Genomic DNA, 19822 nt, shown 5'->3' with positions numbered 1-19822 from the left:
CGCAGCATGCAACAATGGCCATAGCGTGGCGTGTCACCCTGATTCGCTCAACACACCGCCCAAAGAAGACACCCCTAAACATGGTGGAAACCACCAGGAAGAGGGAAGAGGCGAGTTGAACAAGATTTAAAAAGTGGCGGCCTGTGAAGGGTTACACAAGGGGCACAAGATAACCCCCACAGGACCGCCGATCAGGTGAGCAACGCTGCGGGGCATGCAACGCGAAAGCTCACCTAATTGCGCAAATGCGTCGAGTGATTGAATCGGATGCCAACAAATATGACAAGGGCGGTATCGTCGCAAATAGCAGAAACGGCCTAAAATACCGAAACTGCCGAGCAGGCGACGACCACTCCGAATCGCGCAAGCAAGATTGAGTGATGCTGAATAAACGACTGACACGGGCTGATTTAACACTAACCCTGTGTCATTAAAATCGCGAAAAATGAAGGGTTCACATTACGTTCGAACGAATTAAGACACCCCCGAGCACGAACAAACCGCCTTGAAAACCTGCGATCTACGGGGTATTCGGCATACGCGAGATCACGACTGAGGCGGATTAAGCAAGCTCGCGATGGCAGGCTCGTCTTGATTTTTCTTTGTCGCGACAAAAATTCCGGTATCGACATTCTTCTCGACGGTTTCACCACGAATCGATGCCGCGAGCGTCTTCACTGCAAGGTTACCAATCCGGACGGGATCTTGCAAAATAATTGCCGCAACATGCCCCGCCGACATCGCCTCCCGGAGTGAATCGCTGCTGTCAAAGGCAACGAGTTTGACTTTCCCAGCCAGCCCACGATCCCGAATCGCCCGGAGCATCCCCTCCGCATTGGGTTCACATGCCGTAAAAACTCCATCGACATTTTCGCCAAACCGGTTGAACAAAGCCTGCGCTTTATCGACCGCGGACTCCGTCGTCGTTCCCGAATACTGATCGCTGCTGATCACTTCGATATTGGGATACTTTGCAATCCCGTCCAAGAACCCTTCTTCACGACGGTGCGTGCTGTCACTCCCCTGATGATAACGGAGACAGATTACCTTACCCCCGTCATCCCCCAGGCTTGCCGCCATCGCATCAGCAGCAATTTGCCCACCGCGGAAGTTGTCCGTTGCGACGAACGCAACATAGTCTTCGGGTTTGGCATTGAGGCCGCTGTCGAAGATCACGACCGGCACTCCTGCACGCTTAGCCTCTTCGACCGGACGCACCAATGCGTCGGCGTCCAACGGCGCCAGACAAATCCCATCAACCTGGGCGTTGAGAAACCCTTGGAACACGTCGATCTGCTCACTGCGATCGCTTTCCTTTGCAGGTCCCTTGAACGTGATTCGCGCCCCAACTTCTTTCGCGGCTTGCTCTGCACCGATTCGCACCGACTGCCAATAGATGTGGTTCTCACCTTTGGGGATCACGGCAAAGTGCAACAGATCTCCGGTTGCCTCTGCCGCGGTCTTTGGGTTTGCGTTGTCATCAGCTGGAGGATGACATCCGGCGAGGCAACAAAACAAAGCTGCAACGATCAACGTGACGGGTAATTTTACGTGCATACGAATAACGGCTTCAACGTGGGGAGAAGGGCAGCGGGTTGTGAAGCGAACACGAAGTGTAACACTTCCAATTTTTTTCACGCTCAATTTTAACCGTATTTCCCGGGCTTTGCAGCGACGTTGCGGGGTAACCCGCGGACATGTTTTCAAAACTTTCCGAAAGCTGACTTGACCCACGAAAGCCACCCCGGCTAAGTTCCCCGCATCGTCGCGAGCAGGTTGTCTCGGCAACTTGAACCGGCAAAAGATGTTCATAGATCGAACGCTCTTTGCACTGGTTGGAGGAACATTTTTGTTCTTCTTGACTGCGAAGATTGCGGTTGAAACGGAGTCATGGATGGCCCCCTTAAACCGTCAGGTTGTTCTATGTGCGGATCGTTCGAGAAGTGCTAGCATGGATGCGAAGCACTGCCTCGAACCATTTTTTTCGATCGCCAATTCATCTTGAAATTGAAAACCAAAGTTGCGAAAATAGAAGCCGGCTTGCTGAGCTAAGATCGGATTCTGCAACACCGAAAGACACACCACCGACCACCGGCTCCCGGAAGAGAAGCGCGTTGTCCTCCGCCCCCCTAGGACCTCGTACTTTCCGGGAGCTTTTTTTATGCGCCGACGCAAACCTCTCTTGCGCTCGATGAAGCTTTCTCGCTATAAGTGAATCCACGCGCGCCCCTTGTCTGTCATTGATCGGCGCCGATTCGATCCATCCCTAATAGCGAGACGCACGGATGCGACGCAAAGCGGTCAAGAACTACGACTTTGAGGTTCGCGAACGAACTCAAACCGAACGCACCCTGCATCGTCGAGCCGACCGATCGCGACGACGACAGATGATCGCCGTCATGACATTCGCCTTCGTCACGTTGATGATCGCATCGGGACCGAGCCTGATCAGCAACTCGCCGCTAGGACGTTCGTTCCTCGCACAATCGCTGAGTTCATACGGATGGCAAGCCGAATCGGACAGCATCCAAATCGGATGGGTGACCCCGATTCGCATCAACGGCCTGCGTCTTGTCGGCGACAGGGCTGGATCAACCATCGAAATCGGTGAACTGCAAACGTCACTGACCCTCCCCCAACTCCTGTCGAGTGAATTCAAAGGGGGACAATTCGGCGAACTGGTCCTGCGCGACGTGCAAGTCGCATGCACGGTGAACGCCTCGACAAGCTCAATCGAAGAAGACATCGCGTTATTGCTCGCACCTTCGGAAACTCCGACGAACGTCGTCCCCGAAGGTTCGGTGCAGATTCAAGGTTTGCATGTCGATGTAACCGACGGTGTGACGCAGGCAACCTGGTCTCTCAGCCAATCCAACGCATCGATGGAACTCGACGCGAAAGAACTACGATCAAAGTGGCAAGGCGTCCTGCAACAACCTGGTGGCGGTGAAGGATCGCTGCAAGGCAGTGCTACCGTCGGCATGCTCCCCGGTGCAACCACGCCCGTCGCGTTGCAAGTAGAATCCGACTCACTTCCGTTGTCAGTCTTGAGTCTCGTCGCCAGACGCTTTCCCGAGAGCCAACTGCCTGCCGAGATCACAGGTGACCTATCGGGCAGCACGCACCTCGAACTGCCCGTATCGGGTCACCCCAGCGTCTCGTTACGTAAAATCGAAATTCGCGGACTCGCCGCATTCGATCCATCCACGCAAAAACGTTTGTGGAGTAACGAGCTAACCCAAATCGACGGTGATTGGATGTGGCAACCTGGCCGCATCGTGACACGTCAAATGTCCGCTAAAACGGACTTCGCAACCGTTGCGATGAACGGAGAGTTTTCCGACTCGTTTTCACTCTCGGGTTCCCAATCGAACCCACTGGTTTGGCTCGATCAAGTCGACGCGACCGCCGACATTTTGATCGACCTACCGCGTCTGCACGCTGCAATGCCTAACGTATTGCCGATGCGCAGTAGCGCGACGTTGCACCGAGGAACACTCCGGGCAACCATCGAACCGTTGCCCGCCCTCGACCCACGTTCGGCGCGTCTTGGACAACGTCGACGGCGACTGGTAATCCAAAGCGATACGATCGAAGCCACCGCCGACGGAAAAGCAATCCGCATCGCGCCCATGGATGCCACTGCAATCGTGGCCAGCAACACGACCGAACTGTCCGCTGAACAGTTTGAAATGAACAGCCCCTTCGCCCGTATTCAAGGACACGGGGATATCGCCTCGGGTGCCGCGGACGTTGATGTCAACTTTGGCAAACTCGCCCGGATGCTGCAGCCAATTTTCGAACTCGACAACCAAGATCTCCAAGGCGACGTGCGAGCCAACCTGCGATGGGACGCTGAAGCCAACGGGCTATGGCGATTGCAGGGCAACAGCCAAATCGACAACCTCGCGATCGAACTCGCTCCTGAACAACGACTCCAACAACAGCAACTGATTTCGACGCTCGATGTCGAAGGACGCTGGTCCACGACCGGGAATGGATGGTCACTCGATGAACTGTCACGTGGCAGCCTCCGCATCCAAGGCGACGGGATACAAACCGACGTCGATTTGGTGCAAACGGTTCGTGGACTCGACAAGACATTAATGATTCCGGTGCGTTTACGCGGACGAGGCCAGATCGACTCCGTTACGGAAATGCTGCGTCCTTGGATGCCGCAATCGCTCAGCGGTTGCCGAGGCGGGTTTGAGTTCACCGCTCGCGCCAGCATGAACGGCGTCGGCGACGTCTTGATGCAAGCCCTCGATGGCCAACTCAGTTCGCTGCGAATCCCGATGAACGATCGAGACATCGAACAGGAACTCGTCAAATTGCATTTCGACGGCAAAGCGTTCTGGCCTCGCCGTGAAGTGATGATCCAATCGATGACGGTGACCGGCGATGCCGTTTCAGCCGCGATCCAAGGCGAATGGATCAACAACATGACGGATCTCGAAATCGCATGGCTGGCAGATCTCGATCGACTCCAAACCAGTGCCTCCAAACGCATCGCACGTGAACCTCAGGATCGTCCACGAACGCACGCTGTCAACGGGCGTTCCAGCACGACGCAAACACGCCAAATCGGCTTCACCAGTACCGCCCCAATCAACACAGCACCGGGCCAATGGGATGTCGCGGGCAAACTGGAGGGGAACACGATCATCGTTGGCGACACCGTTCGCGTGCACGTCGATACCAAAATCAGTGGCCGCGATGTCGTTTTGAGCGAACCGCACGCGAGCGGGAACCCCGCGCTTTCGTCGGTGGTTTGGTCCGAACCAGCAATGCAGATCGAAGGCAGCTTGGACGTGAACCTGCCCACGCTCGCGGTCAAAACCGAATCGCTGCAGATCTCAACGGACTGGTGCGGAGCAACACTCGCCGGTTCAGCCTCGTGGAGCGACGAAGCCGCGGACTTGCAACTGCGTGGGCCGGCTCGTTTCAAAATGGATGAAGTCGCTCGACGGCTGACCAGCTTATCGGGAACCACCATCGTTGCCGAAGGCTTGCACCAAACTCCTATCGAAATTCTCTACGCACAAAACCATTCGTCCGAATACGCCTTCACCATCAAAGGCAATCTGGGATGGGAGACCGTCGACACGGCGGGCATGCTCTTCGGACCTGCTGAAGTTCCATTCCGGATGACGGAGAGTGTGGTCACGATCACCCCCAGCCGCATTCCGGTGCTCGGCCCGAGTCGCCTGACGCCGCGGATGATTGGCCCTCAAGTGGCACCACTGAGCGACCAACCGATTGAAACTGGATCCGGTGAAATCCTGCTGGCCGGCGACGTTCACTACCGCCCCGAACTCTATATTGACTTGCGGCCAGGACCGATCGCACGAGGTGTCGCATTGACGCCCGACATGACAGGCAAATGGCTAAAATATCTCGCACCGATCGCGGCTGACGCGGCCCTCGTGGAAGGCACCTTCAGTGCGGAATTGCAACAAGCAACCGTCTGGATCGACGACCCAACGCGGAGCGAAATCCGGGGTCGCCTCGATATCGAACGTGTGCAGATGAACGCCGGACCGTTGGCGGATCAAGTCATCGCCAGCGCCCGTCAACTTCAAGCCCTTGCCGCAATCGGATCCGCCGCTCGCCCACCACGCACCGGGCGAACCCTCATCACTATGCCCGCTCAATCGGTCGAGTTCCAAGTCAGCCGCGGCGTGGTCAATCACCGCGCCCTGATGTTTGACGTCGACCGGGCTCGCGTGGTGACGAGCGGACAAGTCGATTTCGACGGACGCCTCGATCTCATTGCCCAAATCCCTCTCGACGCCAAATGGCTCGGCAGCGACCTGCGAGGGCTCGCGGGGCAAACGATGACCCTGCCAATCGACGGGACCCTTAGTCGACCGAGCCTCGATTCCGCGGGCATCCGCCGCGTCGTCGCCGACATGGGCGTCCAGGCGGCTCAACAAGCGGCCCAAGACGCCGCCGGAAATTTCCTGCAGCAGCAACTCGGTCGGGGACAGCAACAACTCGAACAGGGCCTCAACAAGAGCCTCGAAAAGCTGCGATTTGACAAACTCTTTGGGAACTAGATCTCGTCAGCGTCGTAGAATGACGCAACGTCCAAACACGCCGGATAAAATAGGACGGCGTGGTACGTCCCATCGGCTCCCTCGCCCCCCCCAACGGCGAGGGCGTTTACGTTCCCCGGTAGCAGCCAGCCCCGACTGAGATCAAAATACGAACGCGACGGCCCGACGCAAAACCCTTGCGATCGCAAACCGTCACCCCGCGACCAACGCCCGATCCTCGGCCAACAGTCCCCCAAATCGGCCAGCAACGCACTCGAAAAACACCACCGGTCGCGGCCATCCCACCTAGCTCCCCCTCCATCCAAAACATCCCAATGCAATTCAAACAATCCGCGATGACGCCCCGCCATCGCTCATGGTTCCGCAGCGTAATCACGATGACAGTGATCGGTTCACTGGTCGTCAGTTCAACGTTGTCTCGCACCGCAGTCGCCTGTCCGTTCTGCAGCGCCGTGGCTCAGACGTTGCGTCAAGAAATGGAGGCAATGGATGCCGTCGTGATCGCGTCGGCAATGCAGAGCGATGCGACTCGCAACGCCGACACCGGCGAAGTCGAAATGAAAATCGCCATGGTCCTCAAGGGCGAAGACCACGTGGCCGCCGGGCAAACCGTCAAAGCGGTTTACTTCGGAGACATTGCCAAGGGACGTCGCTTCCTACTCTCTGGCGTGGACCCGAGTGACATGCAGTGGTCCTGCTTGCCACTGACGCCGCGTGCCGAACAGTACATCGTTCGGATTCCAGAGATCGCGGAGAAAGACGACGCGGAACGACTTCTCTTCTACATGGATTACCTGCAAGACGAAGACTCCATGCTCTCTCGTGACGCCTACGACGAATTCGCGGTTGCTCCGTACGCGGCACTGCAAAAAATCGAACCCAAGATGGACCATGACCAATTGGTCGAGTGGATCTCCGACGATTCGTTGTCACCCGATCGCAAACGTTTGTATTTGACCATGTTAGGCGTGTGCGGTGACAAAGATGATTTGCCGATGCTCGAAGAAATGCTTCGCAGCACCCAAAAGACCGCCCGCACGGGACTCGACGCACTCATCGCATGCTACCTCACGCTCGCGGGCGAACCGGGCCTCGAACTCGTCAACGAGGAATTCTTGGTCAACCGACAGGCGTCGTATGCAGACACCTACGCGGCCATCATGGCGATCCGTTTTCACGGAACCGAAGGCGGCGTGATCGCGCGGAGCGCTCTTGTCGAATCGCTGCACGCCATCCTAGATCGTGAAGACCTTGCCGATCTCGTGATCCCCGACCTGGCGCGTTGGCAGGATTGGAGCCAAGTCGACAAACTCAAGCAACTCTTCCTCAACGCCGACGCCGAAAATAATTGGGTCCGCGTCCCGGTTGTGAATTACTTGCGAGCCTGCCCCAAACCTGAAGCCGCCGAAGCGATGGAAGAGCTGAAGAAAGTGGATCCCGATAGCGTGCGTCGCGCGAACACATTCTTCGCCGTCCCCAAACCGGCCGCCGACACCGTGCAGCCGAGCAAGCAGTAACGCCTCGCGTTCACCGATCGATCTCTTGCAGCGCCGCCGCATTTCAACGTGGAATGCCTACATTGCGTTTGATAGAAATAGCATCCTGCGAAATAAGCAACTCTTTGCGAACCGGTGTCCGGTCGTGCTCCGCTTTCATCATCTAATGAATAGCGGCACGCGGACTGAAACCGTGTTCCCGCATCCTCTTTCTGCAATCCCATCCACTTCGACAAGTGAAGGATTCTTCGATGCGACACGGTTTGACATTCGTTCTGGTGGCGACACTTTCGTTTTTCGCGACGCACTCATCCTCGGCTGAGGATCCGATGCAACCGCCCAATGCCCGCGAGGCGACATGGGTCATGGCGGGCAAAATCGGCTTGGCCGCTTCGGCAGCGATCCAAAATGCCGACCCGCAAGCCGTCAATAACGTCATGCGGGATGCGAATCAGATCGCGAATTTTCTCGAGATTGAATTGCCTGAATTGCCGCAAAAGAAAGGCACGCCCGCTTCGTACGGCGCCACCGTTCTCCACTACCTGCTCAAAGACCTTGGTCCCGCCACGCGAGCGATTGAAGCCAAACACGGCCAACCCGCCGCAGCCTTGATGGAAATGGGCGTGAAGTCTTACATCCTGACAACCATGTACGATCCCAAAGGAGACATCGGCCTGTCGATTGCCGACGTTATCGAGAGCCGAGCAACACGGGCTCAACTGCCTCGAGAGATCGACGACGCATTGCTCACCGCGATCCGCAGCCAAGCCTCTTATGAAGTCGTCAAGAAAGAACTGCTCGCGATGCACCAGCAGGTTCGTGCCTTCTTACACAGCCCACCGCCATCGGCAACAAACGCAACTGCAACGCCGGAAACAGCAATCAACGATCAAATCAACAATGCTCTCAACGCAGCCAAATAAGCTATGCGGTATGACCAACACCGCAGGTTAAGAGCGGAGTTCTTAACACCGAGTGCGCCCGAACTCACGCGGCGAAACCATCTTCGCCGCGGTAGTGCCTCAGAATAAGATGCCAGACATCAATCGATCAGCACTCCGCAAACGATGCTCGTTTTCAAAAACAGTGACGTTCGCCCGAGCACGGCCCACCGTCTGACGACGGTGGCTTCCGTATACCGTATATGCCCTTGGAGTCGCGTGGGCTCGGTGCGAAGGGCTCAGCGCGACGGGCTCAGTTCTTCAACAACCGACTCTAGCGAGCCGAAGAGGCACCAATGACCTCTTCGTGATCGACCAAAAACCGCTCGCAATCAAGAGCTGCCATGCAACCGGTCCCTGCTGATGTGATCGCTTGACGGTAGTAGTCATCCGCAACATCGCCTGCCGCGAACACACCTTTGACACTGGTGTTCGTGCGGAAGGGGAGGGTCCACTGGATATATCCAGCCGAATTCATCTCGACGGCACCGTCAAGGAACGCGGTATTGGGCGTGTGCCCGATCGCGACAAACATCCCGCCGACGGCAAGATCGCTCATGGAGCCGTCCACGGTACTCTTCAAACGCAGGCCTGTGACAATCTTCTCATCACCGAGAACCTCATCGACGACGCTATTCCACTTCATCTCAATCTTGGGATGATTCAGAGCACGATCCTGCATCACCTTGCTCGCCCGCATCTCATCGCGGCGAACGATCAGATAGATTTTGTCGGCACCCTTGAGGTTGGCGAGGTAGGTGGCCTCTTCGACGGCCGAGTCGCCACCACCGACCACGGCGAGCGGTTTGCTGCGGAAAATTGGCAGGGCACCGTCACAGACCGCACACGCACTGACGCCTTTGTTTTTGTAAACTTCTTCGCTGGGCAACCCCAAATAGTTGGCACGAGCGCCCGTCGCGATGATCACCGTTTGCGCCTGAACCGGCTCGCCGGCGGCCGGGTAGAGCGTGTGAGGCGGTCCGGAAAAATCGACTCGTTCGATGTCATCACTGACCACGCGAGTCCCGAAGTTCAAGGCCTGCTGCTTCATCAATTCCATCAACTCAGTGCCCTGAACGGCATAGTGAGGTTGATCGTCCTTGGTATGACCGGCAGGCGGTTCGGGCAGGTTGTAGTGCCGACTCTTGTCGACGGCTGATTTCACGAACGCACGGACGTTGCCGGCAGGAAACCCTGCAAAGTTCTCGACTTCGGTCGTGTAGGCGAGCTGCCCGAGCGGCATCATGTCCTGTTTGAAAGTGCCTTCGTAAAGCACAGGATCGAGGTTGGCGCGGGCTGCATAGATCGCGGCCGACCATCCCGCAGGTCCGCTGCCAATGATGATCGTTTTTTCCGGACCTTCGCTTCCGACCGGACGGGGGGTATCTGACGTTGAGGACATAGGAGATCTCGCAGTGGGATGTTTGCTAAATTTGCGTTAATTCGATGTGACCACTCGCTTCCCAGCGATCGCCCCACCTTTGGTAATTCCGTTTTGGCGGCATTATACGAGCAATGTCCAATTCGACGACCTACCTACCGCGGCGGAGATCGCAATGACATTTTGAAGCGCTCTGACGCCCCGTTTCTTAACACGATCTTCACACTCGTCCAGACGGGGCCGATAAGTCGTGGGGTGACGTTTTCGCTGAAAAACGGGGAGAATTGCCCTCCGAGTTGGCCCTCGAACTCGCGTCGAGTCCGCCTCGTTCTCCGAGATGCAAATGCATTTAGGAATCTTACATTGCCGGATAGACTGTGTGTCAGACAGCTTCTCTACTCAATATCCCCACCTTTGATTAGGTTCCCTCTGATGAATTACCGCAATTGGATTGCCTGCGTCGCAACCCTTCTCGTCTCTGGCATTGTTGTCTCAGGCTGCAGTAAAAGCACACCTTCCCCGTCCGACGGAAACACCGCGACCGTCGACGACATGCCTGAATCCAACTTGGTCGGTGCGATCAAGATCGATGGCAGCAGTACCGTCCAACCGATCAGCGATGCGGTCCGCGAAGAGTTCATCAAATTGCACCCTCAGGTTGACGTCACCGTCAGTGGCAACGGTACCGGCAACGGTTTTAAGGCGTTTTACGACAAGGGTGCGGACATTTCCGACGCTTCACGTCCAATCAAACCGGGCGAATTCGAAAAATGTCAGGCCAACGGGGTCAGCTTCATCGAATTACCCGTCGCCTACGACGGATTGACCATCGCGGTGAACCCGGAGAACGACTGGGTTAAAGAATTGACGGTCGAACAACTGACAAAAATGTTCGTCGGTGAAGACGCCGCCAAGAAATGGAGCGACGTCGATCCTTCATGGCCCGATCAACCGATCAAGATTTTCGCACCGGGAACCGGATCGGGAACCTACGATTACTTCCACGAAGTTCTCGCTAAAGCCAACAAGCAGGAACTCCGCGAGGACATGACACTCAACGAGAACGACAACATTCTCGTCCAAGGCGTTGCCGGCAATAAGTACTCCGTCGGTTTCTTCGGGGTCGCATACTACACCGCCAACAAAGACCGCTTGCGTGCCGTGCCGATCGTGAACCCGAAAGACGACGTCGCTTACGAGCCAACGGTTGAAAACATCTCATCCAACAAGTACGCACCATTCAGCCGTCCGCTGTTCATCTACGTCAACAGCGAGTCGCTCAATCGTGCCGAGGTTCAAGTCTTCGTCGAGTTCTACATCGAAAACGTTTCGGATCTATGCGAAGCCGCCAACTCGGTCCGCTTGCCACAATCGATGATCGACCAAGCTCAAGCAAATTTGGACGCCCGTGAAGAGGGAACGCACTTTGTCACGGCCGATGGCGAAAGCCGCGAGGGTTCGTTTGCCGAACTATTCGTTAGTGAGAACTTGGTGAAGTGAATCGCCCTGCTGCTTTAGAGAACCGACAATTCCGATCAACCGGAGCGGGCATTTGGCAGGAGCGCATCATGCTCTCCATGCTGGCAATGTGCGCCATGGCAACGATCGGAATCACGATAGGCATTATCGTGATGCTGGTGACTCAGAGCTGGCACTTTTTCAACAGTGAATACGTCTCGGTCACCGAATTCTTGACCGGGACGCGGTGGACCGCCCTGCAAAGCAAAAACATCGAAGACGCCGATTTCGGCATTTGGCCTTTGCTCTCAGGAACCTTTCGCGTAACGGCGATCGCAATGTTGATCGCCCTACCGAGCGGTCTCATTACCGCAGTATATCTCAGCGAATTTGCGACAAAGAAAGTCCGCGCGGTTCTTAAACCGACACTCGAAATAATCGCCGGTATCCCAACCGTTGTGCTGGGATACTTCGCCGTGTTGGTCATTGGCCCTTCACTGCAGTGGATGACCGACGGCGGGTTTGACGCGTTCAATGCCACCAGTGCGGGCATCGCGGTCGGAATTCTTTGCCTGCCGATGGTTTGCAGCTTGTCCGAAGATGCGTTGCACGCGGTTCCACGAGCACTTCGTGAGGGAGCCTACGGCCTGGGCTGCACGCCGTTTGAAACCTCGGTCAAAGTAGTCATTCCCGCCGCGCTATCGGGAATCGTCTCCGCGTTTCTGCTCGCGTTCAGCCGAGCGATCGGGGAAACCATGGTCGTCGCCCTCGCTGCGGGGACTCAGGCGACCTACACGATCGATCCGCGTACTCAATCGCAGACGATGACGGGATTCATCGTCGAGATGATCAAGAGTGAGAACGAGTATGGCACGGTTCAATACTTCAGTCTTTACGGTGTTGCCATCACACTGTTCGTGATCACATTTGCGATGACGTTGATCGGCCAACTGGTGCGACGACGCTACCGCGAATCGTACGCGTGATCGAAAGGCATTCCGTACAATGAACATCGAATCGACGACGCCCGTTGCCCCCAACGACTCCGAATCACAACGTCCGGTGCCGGAGGCGATACGCCAGGGAGCATCGGCGACAACCGAATCAACTCAAAACTCACAGCGACGAATCCGGCGCAGCAAAACGTTCTACGGGATATGCGTCAGCGTCTCCTTCCTGAGTATCGTCGTGCTCGCCGTTCTGTTGATTTCAATCGCCGTCCAAGGGCGATCTCGGTTAACGCCGACGTTGCTCACCGGTGCGCACAGCACGTCCGAACCGGCCAGCTCGGGGATGTACCCCGCAATTATCGGCTCGCTCTCGATTTGTGCGGTTTGCGCGTTGTCCGCGTTGCCACTTGGAATCGGAACAGCCATCTTTCTCGAGGAGTTCCAACCGACCAATCCATGGCTTCGACGCCTGCACGGATTCCTCAACCTCAACATCTCCAATCTCGCCGGGGTCCCCTCGATCGTTTATGGACTGTTGGGTCTTAGCCTGTTCGTTTTCATGTTCAACGCGTTCGGCCAAATCAAAGTCAACGAGTCCAGCGGAACCGAACTGATGGGTGTCGAGCGGTACTACCAAATTCTGACGCTGGCGGGTGGAGGTGACTCGGTCCTGGTCCGCCAAACCGACCTAGCGCTCCCCACGATTACCATCACCGAACCGATCGAAGCCGTCGATCGTGATGGAAACACTTTCCGCCTCGAGGTCTGGGATCCAAAATCAGGCACCCCGAAGCCGAAGGATCCCGCGACTCAGCACCGCACCGTCCGACTGGGCCAAAGCGGCGGGGCGTACGCGAAAACGTCGTGGTATTATTTCCGCCTTCCTTTCGGACGCAGCTTTCTTGCCGCCGGGCTAACGCTTTCGTTGGTGATCCTGCCGATCGTTATCATCGCCGCTCAGGAAGCACTCCGCAGCGTTTCGCCGTCGCTCCGCGAGGCCTCCTACGGTCTCGGGGCGACCAAATGGCAAACCGTTCGCAATGTTTCGTTACCCGCGGCGATTCCGGGTATCATGACGGGAGCGATTTTGGCGATGGGGCGTGCGATCGGCGAAGCCGCCCCGATCCTGGTGGTTCTCGGTGCGACGGTTGCCAAAAACTCGGGACCGCAAAACCTGATGGACACCGTCGTCACCATGCCCGTGCTGATTTTTCACTGGGCGGGTGACCCCCAGGTGACCTACCAACAACTCGCTGCCGCCGCGATTATCGTGTTGTTGCTTGTTTTGCTGCTCATGAACTCGCTGGCGATCTACCTGCGTCAAAAAATACGCGTGGAATGAACAATCGCTTCACTCACCGACCTGTACCGTTCTGACAAAATACGACCGTTCAACTTCGACGATCACCTTCGCCTCCGCGGCGTCACGTCTCCCGCCCCGATTACTCTGCCACCACGGCACCGACAAAATCCTTTCGCTTAATGTCCGTAGTACGTACAACGCTTCGGTCATGATTCCCGAACAAACGCAGCCCATCAGGCTGGCGATCGATATGCCTCAATCCGCTAGCGCCACGAACGCACCCACCACTGATACATCGGCTCCGTCCCCCGCGGACGCGTCTCAATCAGCCGAGGAACTGTGCATCGAAATCAGCCATTTCAACGCTTGGTACGGTTCGTTCCAAGCGATCCATGATTTGTCGCTAGACATTCGACGCAACCAAGTCACCGCCTTCATCGGACCAAGCGGTTGCGGTAAGAGCACGTTGTTGAGGTGGATCAACCGCATGAACGACATCGTGCCAACGGCCCACAGCAACGGCACGCTTCGAATCCACGACCTCGATGTGCTGAGCCCATCAACCGACGTGGTGCACCTGCGACGACAAGTCGGCATGGTTTTTCAAAAACCCAATCCGTTCCCGAAAACGATCTACGAAAACGTCGCCTTCGGTCCACGCTTGCACCTGAAACTGCGACGAGGCGAACTCGACGAACTGGTGGAATGGTCGCTGCGTAAGGCGGCCGTTTGGGACGAAGTCAAAGACCGGCTCAACGCACCGGCACTCGGCCTGTCCGGCGGCCAGCAACAACGACTCTGCATCGCACGTGCGATCGCCGTCGGCCCCGAAATTCTGTTGATGGATGAGCCCTGCAGCGCCCTCGATCCCGCGAGCACGCTGGCGATCGAAGACCTGATCTACGAACTCCGTGAACAATACACGATCGTGATGGTCACTCATAACATGCAACAGGCGAGCCGTTGCAGTGATCGCACCGCGTTCTTCTTCGAAGGACGTCTCGTAGAGTCGGGCCCCACCGACGACGTCTTCACCAAACCGCAACAGAAACGGACGGACGACTACGTTCGTGGCCGGTTCGGTTAAGACACTCCCTTCTATCAATCGCCTTTTCGCCCCTCCCTGTCTTTGAGTGACTGACGTCTATGAGCAAACATCTCGATCGCGGAATGACACAACTTCGTTCTGACCTCGTCGAACAATTCGGCGTGGTCGAACAGATGATGGGCTTGTCTGTCCGTTCGTTGGTTGAGCGTCGCCCTGATTTGGCGCGAACGGTGATCGACACCGATGACGAAGTCGATGCAAAAGACGTCCAGATCGAAGAAGATTGCTTGAAACTCTTGGCCCTACACCAACCCGTCGCCGAAGACCTTCGTTGGATGGTCACGGTAGTGAAGATCAACGGTGACCTCGAACGCATGGCGGATCTCGCTTGCAACATCGCCGAACGCAGCATCTCTCTGGACCTCTATCCCTTGTTCCGCGTCCCCGAAGACCTCAGCAAAATGGTCGGCGCGACGATCAACATGGTCCGCTCGGCGCTCGATTCTTTCCTCGAGCATGACGCCGACCTAGCTCAAAAAGTGATCAAACAGGACGACGCGGTCGACTGTCTCAACGTCGAAATGATCCGCGAACTCGAACAACGCATGCGAGAAGACCCCGAAATGGTCGAAGCGGGACTGCATTGCTTTAGCGCGATCCGACATCTCGAACGGATCGCGGACATGGCAACACACGTCGCCGAAGAAACGGTTTACTTGGTCAGCGGTGACATCGTGCGTCACGGACACATCACGGAAACCTCCAACGATGATGTTGCCAGCGAAGAGGTTTCCTAAACACGAGATTTCTCATCGCGTCGACCTAAGCTTTTTGCTTCTTCGCTTTTCGCACGACCAACACGCTGCAGTGAACATGGTGCAGCACGTAGCGTGAAGTGCTGCCGAGCAACATTCGCGAAATCAGTCCTCGGCCGCTGTCACCGACAACGACGATATCTTGCGAGTTCTGTTCGGCATATTGAACCAACCCGTAGCCGACGTGTTCGACTTCCACGCTAGCGCCCGTTGCCTTGGCACCACAGGCGGACAATCGGGCGGCCGCAGCATCGGCACAACGGCGTGCCTCGGTTCGCCGCCTCGCGGCTTCTTCCATCGTCGATGCCAGGATGTCTTCGCGGAACACCTCGAGCTTCACCGATGCCGTCACCGTTGTGAGTTCATGCTGGTCCGTCCACGAGTAGCGGCACAGTTCGTTTAACATCGCATCGGAAACGCCACGTTCGTCGACGGCGATCATCCCACGACGAAAACTGGCTGGCGGGATTTCATCGTTGACTCCTCGGTCCTCTGGAATCTCTTGGCGGACTACGAGAACGCTGCACGGGGCGTGCGTGGCCACATAGTCACTCACGCTGCCGAGGAGCACGCGTTCGAACGCCGAATGGCCCTTCGCCGCCACCACGACGAGGTCAATGTTCTCTTCGGTCGCCCGTTCCACTATACAATGACCGATGTGACCCATCATCTGATGAGTGCTTACCTCCGCATCCAAACCGCGAATCGCGCGTTCGCCAGATGAAATCGCCTGACGCGCGATCTCTTCCTGATGTTCGATGAACTGCGGATACCACAATTCACTCTGCGCGCTCATCACCACTTCGGGTGGATTGACCACGGTCAGAATTTCTACCTGCACGGGTTGCGGCAGCGGAAACGCGGTTAGAAATTTACACGCATGCAAGGCGTGAATGGATCCGTCCACTGCAAGTAAAACTTTCATCGATCAGTTCCTTTCACATGTGTGTTCATTAGAATCTCTAGCTTCTAGTTTTAACACAACGACACCAACGGTGGTAACTTCTCAACGGCGGCCTTATTGTCGCATCCTGTCTCGATAATAAGAACGCTGAGGCGACCGACCAGCGACTATCTTCACAAGAGCCTCAGGCCGTAACGCCGAAGTGCCCCATCAAAAACGACGCTCGTGCACGCGTCCATGCGAAACCTACTTAGGCTCCACCCGCCCTTCAGATTCCTCCGCCGCTGGGGCCTCTATGTCGAGAGCCTCGAAGTCGACGTCGTCCAACGATGATGTTCCCGTCGTGGTCTCGATAGCGACCTCTTCGATCGGCGGCATGGTCACCAAACCGGCGTCCTCGCCCAGCATGTTTTCTGCCTGTGGGTTGTCGACGTCAGCAGGTCGTTCTCTCTGAACTTCCTCTGGGTTAGCTTCCCGAACTTGCAGCTTCCCCGCGTTCACTCGCTCCACCATCACTTTGGTGCCTGCATCGATCGGCAACCCCGTACTGACAGCATCGGTTTTATGACCGTCGACTTTCACCTGACCGCTGGGCAGAAGGTTTGATGTCGCAACTCCGATTCGACCAACGAAATCATCGAGCGGTGTGCCGTCGAGCGTCGTCGGCGGTGGTAACGTCGTGTCGGATTGCAACGTATCACGATTCAGCATCTGACGGCCGATTCGTGTCCTTGGCCACAATCGCACCATAATTGCAAACAAGATCGGCGTCGTGATCAAGTAGATCAACAACAACGTCAGGCCCATCGAAAAGCTGTAGGTGGATCCGATGATGATCGACGTCACCGCAACCACCGCCGCGGTGAGACCGAGAATCCCACCACTGGGAATCAGAATTTCAGCCGCAACAAGAGCGTAGAAAGCGATCAGTAATGCAATCGCATAAAATGCGGGCATCACTCCTCCACCGCTTCAACCACGATTCGATTGCCATGCACAGCGATCACTCGTACGGATTGCCCAGGATCGATTGCCGATCCGTCACTAACGACCGCAACGATCTGATCCCCAAACCGGGCTTTGCCCGACGGACGCAGACGAGTCGAGGCGACTCCCGATTGACCTGCCAAATGATCGTAGTCCGCGATCCGTTCGAGCCGATCCATGTCCGACGACGGTGCGTCCATCGCGAGTCCCGTGGCCGTGGCCGCCTGAGGCAAAAACGCTCGCACGATCAAAAATCCGATCACCAAGCCGCCCATCCCACCAATCGCCATCCATACCCCTTGGGTCAATTCACCGACCTGGTAGCTGTTGCGAGGAATGACAAACGTTTGACTCATCAACACCACGCCCAAAACCGTCAGCACCAATCCCCCGATCCCAAAGACACCAAAACCCGGTAACACAAAGATCTCGATCGCCAAACAAACGAGCCCCAATCCGAAGGCCAGCAACTCCGCCCACTCGGCCGTCCCGGCGAGAAACTTCGTCCAAAAGAAAAACGCGAAACACAGCATCGCGATGAAACCAGGCAAACCCAGCCCGGGGGCACTCGCTTCGGTGGATAACATCATGAACCCGAGTAACAGCAGGCCGAACGCGAGCCCATCGTTACGTCCGAGTCGTTCCACCCAACGCACCAATCCACGATCCGTCAGTTGTCTCGGAACGTCCGTCAAACCCACGTTCGTCGCAACCGCCTTCAAGGAGTCCACCGCCTCGTCGACCAGTCCGAGCTCGATCGCCGCCTGCGCTGACAAGCCCTCTCCTAGTTCGATGCGTTGCTCGCGTTTCCATTCCGACGCCTCATCGGCATCACCGTTTTGCATCTCAGCGGCCATTTCGCTAGGAACGGCATATCGAATCCGCCCGGTTCGGCGATTCGAATATCGATGAACCGCGAGGCTCCGATCGAGTAAACCACGCATTAACGTTTCGCTGCGTCCGGTCGCCTGCGCGATCAGGGAAATTAATTCTCGTTGGCTACGAACATCCTCCGGTTGAATCGCCTCCGCACCGCTGCCACCGAGCGTCGCATCGTTATGCATCATCAACGGACGGCACGCCAACGCGAGTAGGGTGGCGTCGCCCCGTGCTTCTCGCGAAACATAGCCTCCGACGCTGCGGATCGACGATCCCGGATCGGCCAAAAACGCCGCCATCGAGGCACTGCCGGCGAGGTATCCACCGGGAGAATCGATCTCGACGAGCCACGTATTCGTTTCGGCTGCCTCGATCGTCGCGGCAAGGTTGGATTGCCATCGACGGACTCGATCACGGCGCACCGGCCCGTTGATTCTCAATAACACGCCTACCGCCTCACCGGACGCATCAACCGATTCGCTCCGCAATGATGCCAGACCGAGCCGATCGGCGACATCCTCTCGGGAATCAACGATGGCCGTTGCCGCGCGCAGTTCGCGAAGCTGATCGGCCGTCAAAATCAATGGCTGTCCCGCTTCAGACCAAATCGTTTCCTCGACAATCATGCCTTCGCGGCGGAGCTTTTCTAGATCGTCACCGATTGCAAATCGCGTCGGCCCTTCGGCCACCCGCACACGTGCGATCGCAAGGTCCGAGTTCGCAAGACCAGAGACAATTTCCGGTGCCAGCACGCTTCTCCGCTTCGCGATCGACTGGTAGATCAATTGCGTCGTTTCATCACCCGGTGTTTCCCCAAACGTCGCATCGCCGATCGATCCCGTTGGCGACACCAGAATCGATTCACACGCGAGCACCAACAACACATCGCTGCCTCGTACCGGAGCGTCAACCCACGCGATCGGACGGATCCGTTTCAGATCGCTACCCGAAATAGCACGAGCGAGTTTGAGTGCATCCTCCAGCGACGTCGTACTCCGACCACTACCCCCGGCCTCCGCACCACTCTCATTCGGTGCCCTTCCACCACGTTCGCCTGACGATTGCTGGAAATGCAACACGACACTAACTCGCCGTCCACTCGCATTCTCAGCATCGGATGCAGTTTGACGTACCGCCAACGACAATCGGGTCAACTGCGACAGAATTTGTTCGACATCACGAGTCATCAGCGGCCGCGGGACTTCGATCAAATAACCCTGAGCGGATTGGTCATCCGGCGGCGTTTTTCCCTGCGTCCACCCCACGGACGTGTCCACCAGCGTCCCGGCGCACCATCCGCCCACCCAAATCATCATCAACCACGCCATCATGACGACGCGATGACGCTTTGAGAGAACGCGCCGTTGTGGCGGTGAAACGGGAATTCGAGCAGAGCTATTAGTCATGCCCGCATTATAGGCGTGATGTCGATGCCGGACACAGTCGCCTGTCACCCATTTGGACGTCAATGGATGCTGGCAGCAATTTGCCCACCGCCGGATGGGTGTGTCAAATCGCAGGAATCATTCGTCGAACCGTTCATTTTTCAGTGCCGGAAACAGCATCGATCAAGAAACCTTCTGGACCTGAAACAATGAATC

Annotated in this window: 13 protein-coding genes; 8 read left to right on the top strand and 5 right to left on the bottom strand. The window is 56.7% G+C overall.

What is annotated here, in order from left to right; genetic code table 11:
• Positions 1-546 precede the first annotated feature (546 nt).
• Entirely contained in the window at positions 547-1557 is a 1011-nt protein-coding gene (locus FHS27_RS05160; RefSeq protein WP_184302644.1) for an ABC transporter substrate-binding protein, read from the bottom strand.
• 728 nt (positions 1558-2285) lie between these two features.
• Between FHS27_RS05160 and FHS27_RS05155 the strand changes: the two genes are divergently transcribed.
• The 3 genes from FHS27_RS05155 to FHS27_RS05145 all read left to right on the top strand — a co-directional run bounded on the left by FHS27_RS05155 (position 2286) and on the right by FHS27_RS05145 (position 8478).
• Positions 2286-6059 (top strand): hypothetical protein, encoded by a 3774-nt coding sequence (locus FHS27_RS05155; RefSeq protein WP_184302641.1) that lies wholly within the window; start codon positions 2286-2288, stop codon positions 6057-6059.
• 314 nt (positions 6060-6373) lie between these two features.
• Positions 6374-7576, top strand: coding sequence for a hypothetical protein (locus FHS27_RS05150; RefSeq protein ID WP_184302638.1), 1203 nt, complete (start codon positions 6374-6376; stop codon positions 7574-7576).
• 230 nt (positions 7577-7806) lie between these two features.
• The gene (locus FHS27_RS05145) at positions 7807-8478 is read left to right on the top strand and encodes a hypothetical protein (protein WP_184302635.1); all 672 of its coding nucleotides are present in this window, start codon (positions 7807-7809) and stop codon (positions 8476-8478) included.
• A 292-nt stretch (positions 8479-8770) separates the two neighbouring features.
• On the opposite strand, the gene FHS27_RS05140 is transcribed toward FHS27_RS05145, so the two are convergent.
• On the bottom strand, positions 8771-9898 hold the full coding sequence (locus FHS27_RS05140) for an FAD-dependent oxidoreductase (RefSeq protein WP_184302632.1): 1128 nt from the start codon (positions 9896-9898) through the stop codon (positions 8771-8773).
• 411 nt (positions 9899-10309) lie between these two features.
• Between FHS27_RS05140 and FHS27_RS05135 the strand changes: the two genes are divergently transcribed.
• The 5 genes from FHS27_RS05135 (at position 10310) to phoU (ending at position 15433) form a co-directional block, all read left to right on the top strand.
• The gene (locus tag FHS27_RS05135; RefSeq protein WP_184302629.1) at positions 10310-11377 is read left to right on the top strand and encodes a PstS family phosphate ABC transporter substrate-binding protein; all 1068 of its coding nucleotides are present in this window, start codon (positions 10310-10312) and stop codon (positions 11375-11377) included.
• 68 nt (positions 11378-11445) lie between these two features.
• Entirely contained in the window at positions 11446-12321 is an 876-nt protein-coding gene (gene pstC / locus FHS27_RS05130; protein WP_221224891.1) for a phosphate ABC transporter permease subunit PstC, read from the top strand.
• 19 nt (positions 12322-12340) lie between these two features.
• Complete coding sequence (locus tag FHS27_RS05125; protein WP_184302622.1) at positions 12341-13627, top strand: PstA family ABC transporter permease; 1287 nt, start codon at positions 12341-12343, stop codon at positions 13625-13627.
• 169 nt (positions 13628-13796) lie between these two features.
• Positions 13797-14675, top strand: a complete 879-nt coding sequence (gene pstB / locus FHS27_RS05120; protein ID WP_390852682.1) for a phosphate ABC transporter ATP-binding protein PstB — start codon at positions 13797-13799, stop codon at positions 14673-14675.
• A gap of 59 nt (positions 14676-14734) precedes the next feature.
• Complete coding sequence (phoU, locus tag FHS27_RS05115; protein ID WP_184302618.1) at positions 14735-15433, top strand: phosphate signaling complex protein PhoU; 699 nt, start codon at positions 14735-14737, stop codon at positions 15431-15433.
• Between the two features lie 25 nt (positions 15434-15458).
• Here the strand turns inward: phoU and FHS27_RS05110 are convergent, their stop codons facing one another.
• From FHS27_RS05110 to FHS27_RS05100, 3 genes are all read right to left on the bottom strand, one after another.
• The gene (locus FHS27_RS05110) at positions 15459-16376 is read right to left on the bottom strand and encodes a universal stress protein (protein WP_184302616.1); all 918 of its coding nucleotides are present in this window, start codon (positions 16374-16376) and stop codon (positions 15459-15461) included.
• Between the two features lie 225 nt (positions 16377-16601).
• A complete protein-coding gene (locus FHS27_RS05105) occupies positions 16602-17312 on the bottom strand; it encodes an NfeD family protein (protein ID WP_184302614.1) in 711 nt (236 codons plus the stop codon).
• Positions 17312-19627, bottom strand: a complete 2316-nt coding sequence (locus FHS27_RS05100) for an NfeD family protein (protein WP_246419125.1) — start codon at positions 19625-19627, stop codon at positions 17312-17314. The genes FHS27_RS05105 and FHS27_RS05100 overlap by 1 nt, the downstream gene beginning before the upstream one ends.
• Between the last annotated feature and the right edge of the window lie 195 nt (positions 19628-19822).

Origin of the sequence: Aporhodopirellula rubra (assembly GCF_014192335.1) — a bacterium.
In the GTDB taxonomy this organism is placed as follows: Bacteria; Planctomycetota; Planctomycetia; order Pirellulales; family Pirellulaceae; genus Rhodopirellula; species Rhodopirellula rubra.
The sequence above is the reverse complement of the archived record's forward strand: the minus strand, read 5'-3'. Positions and strand labels throughout refer to the sequence as shown.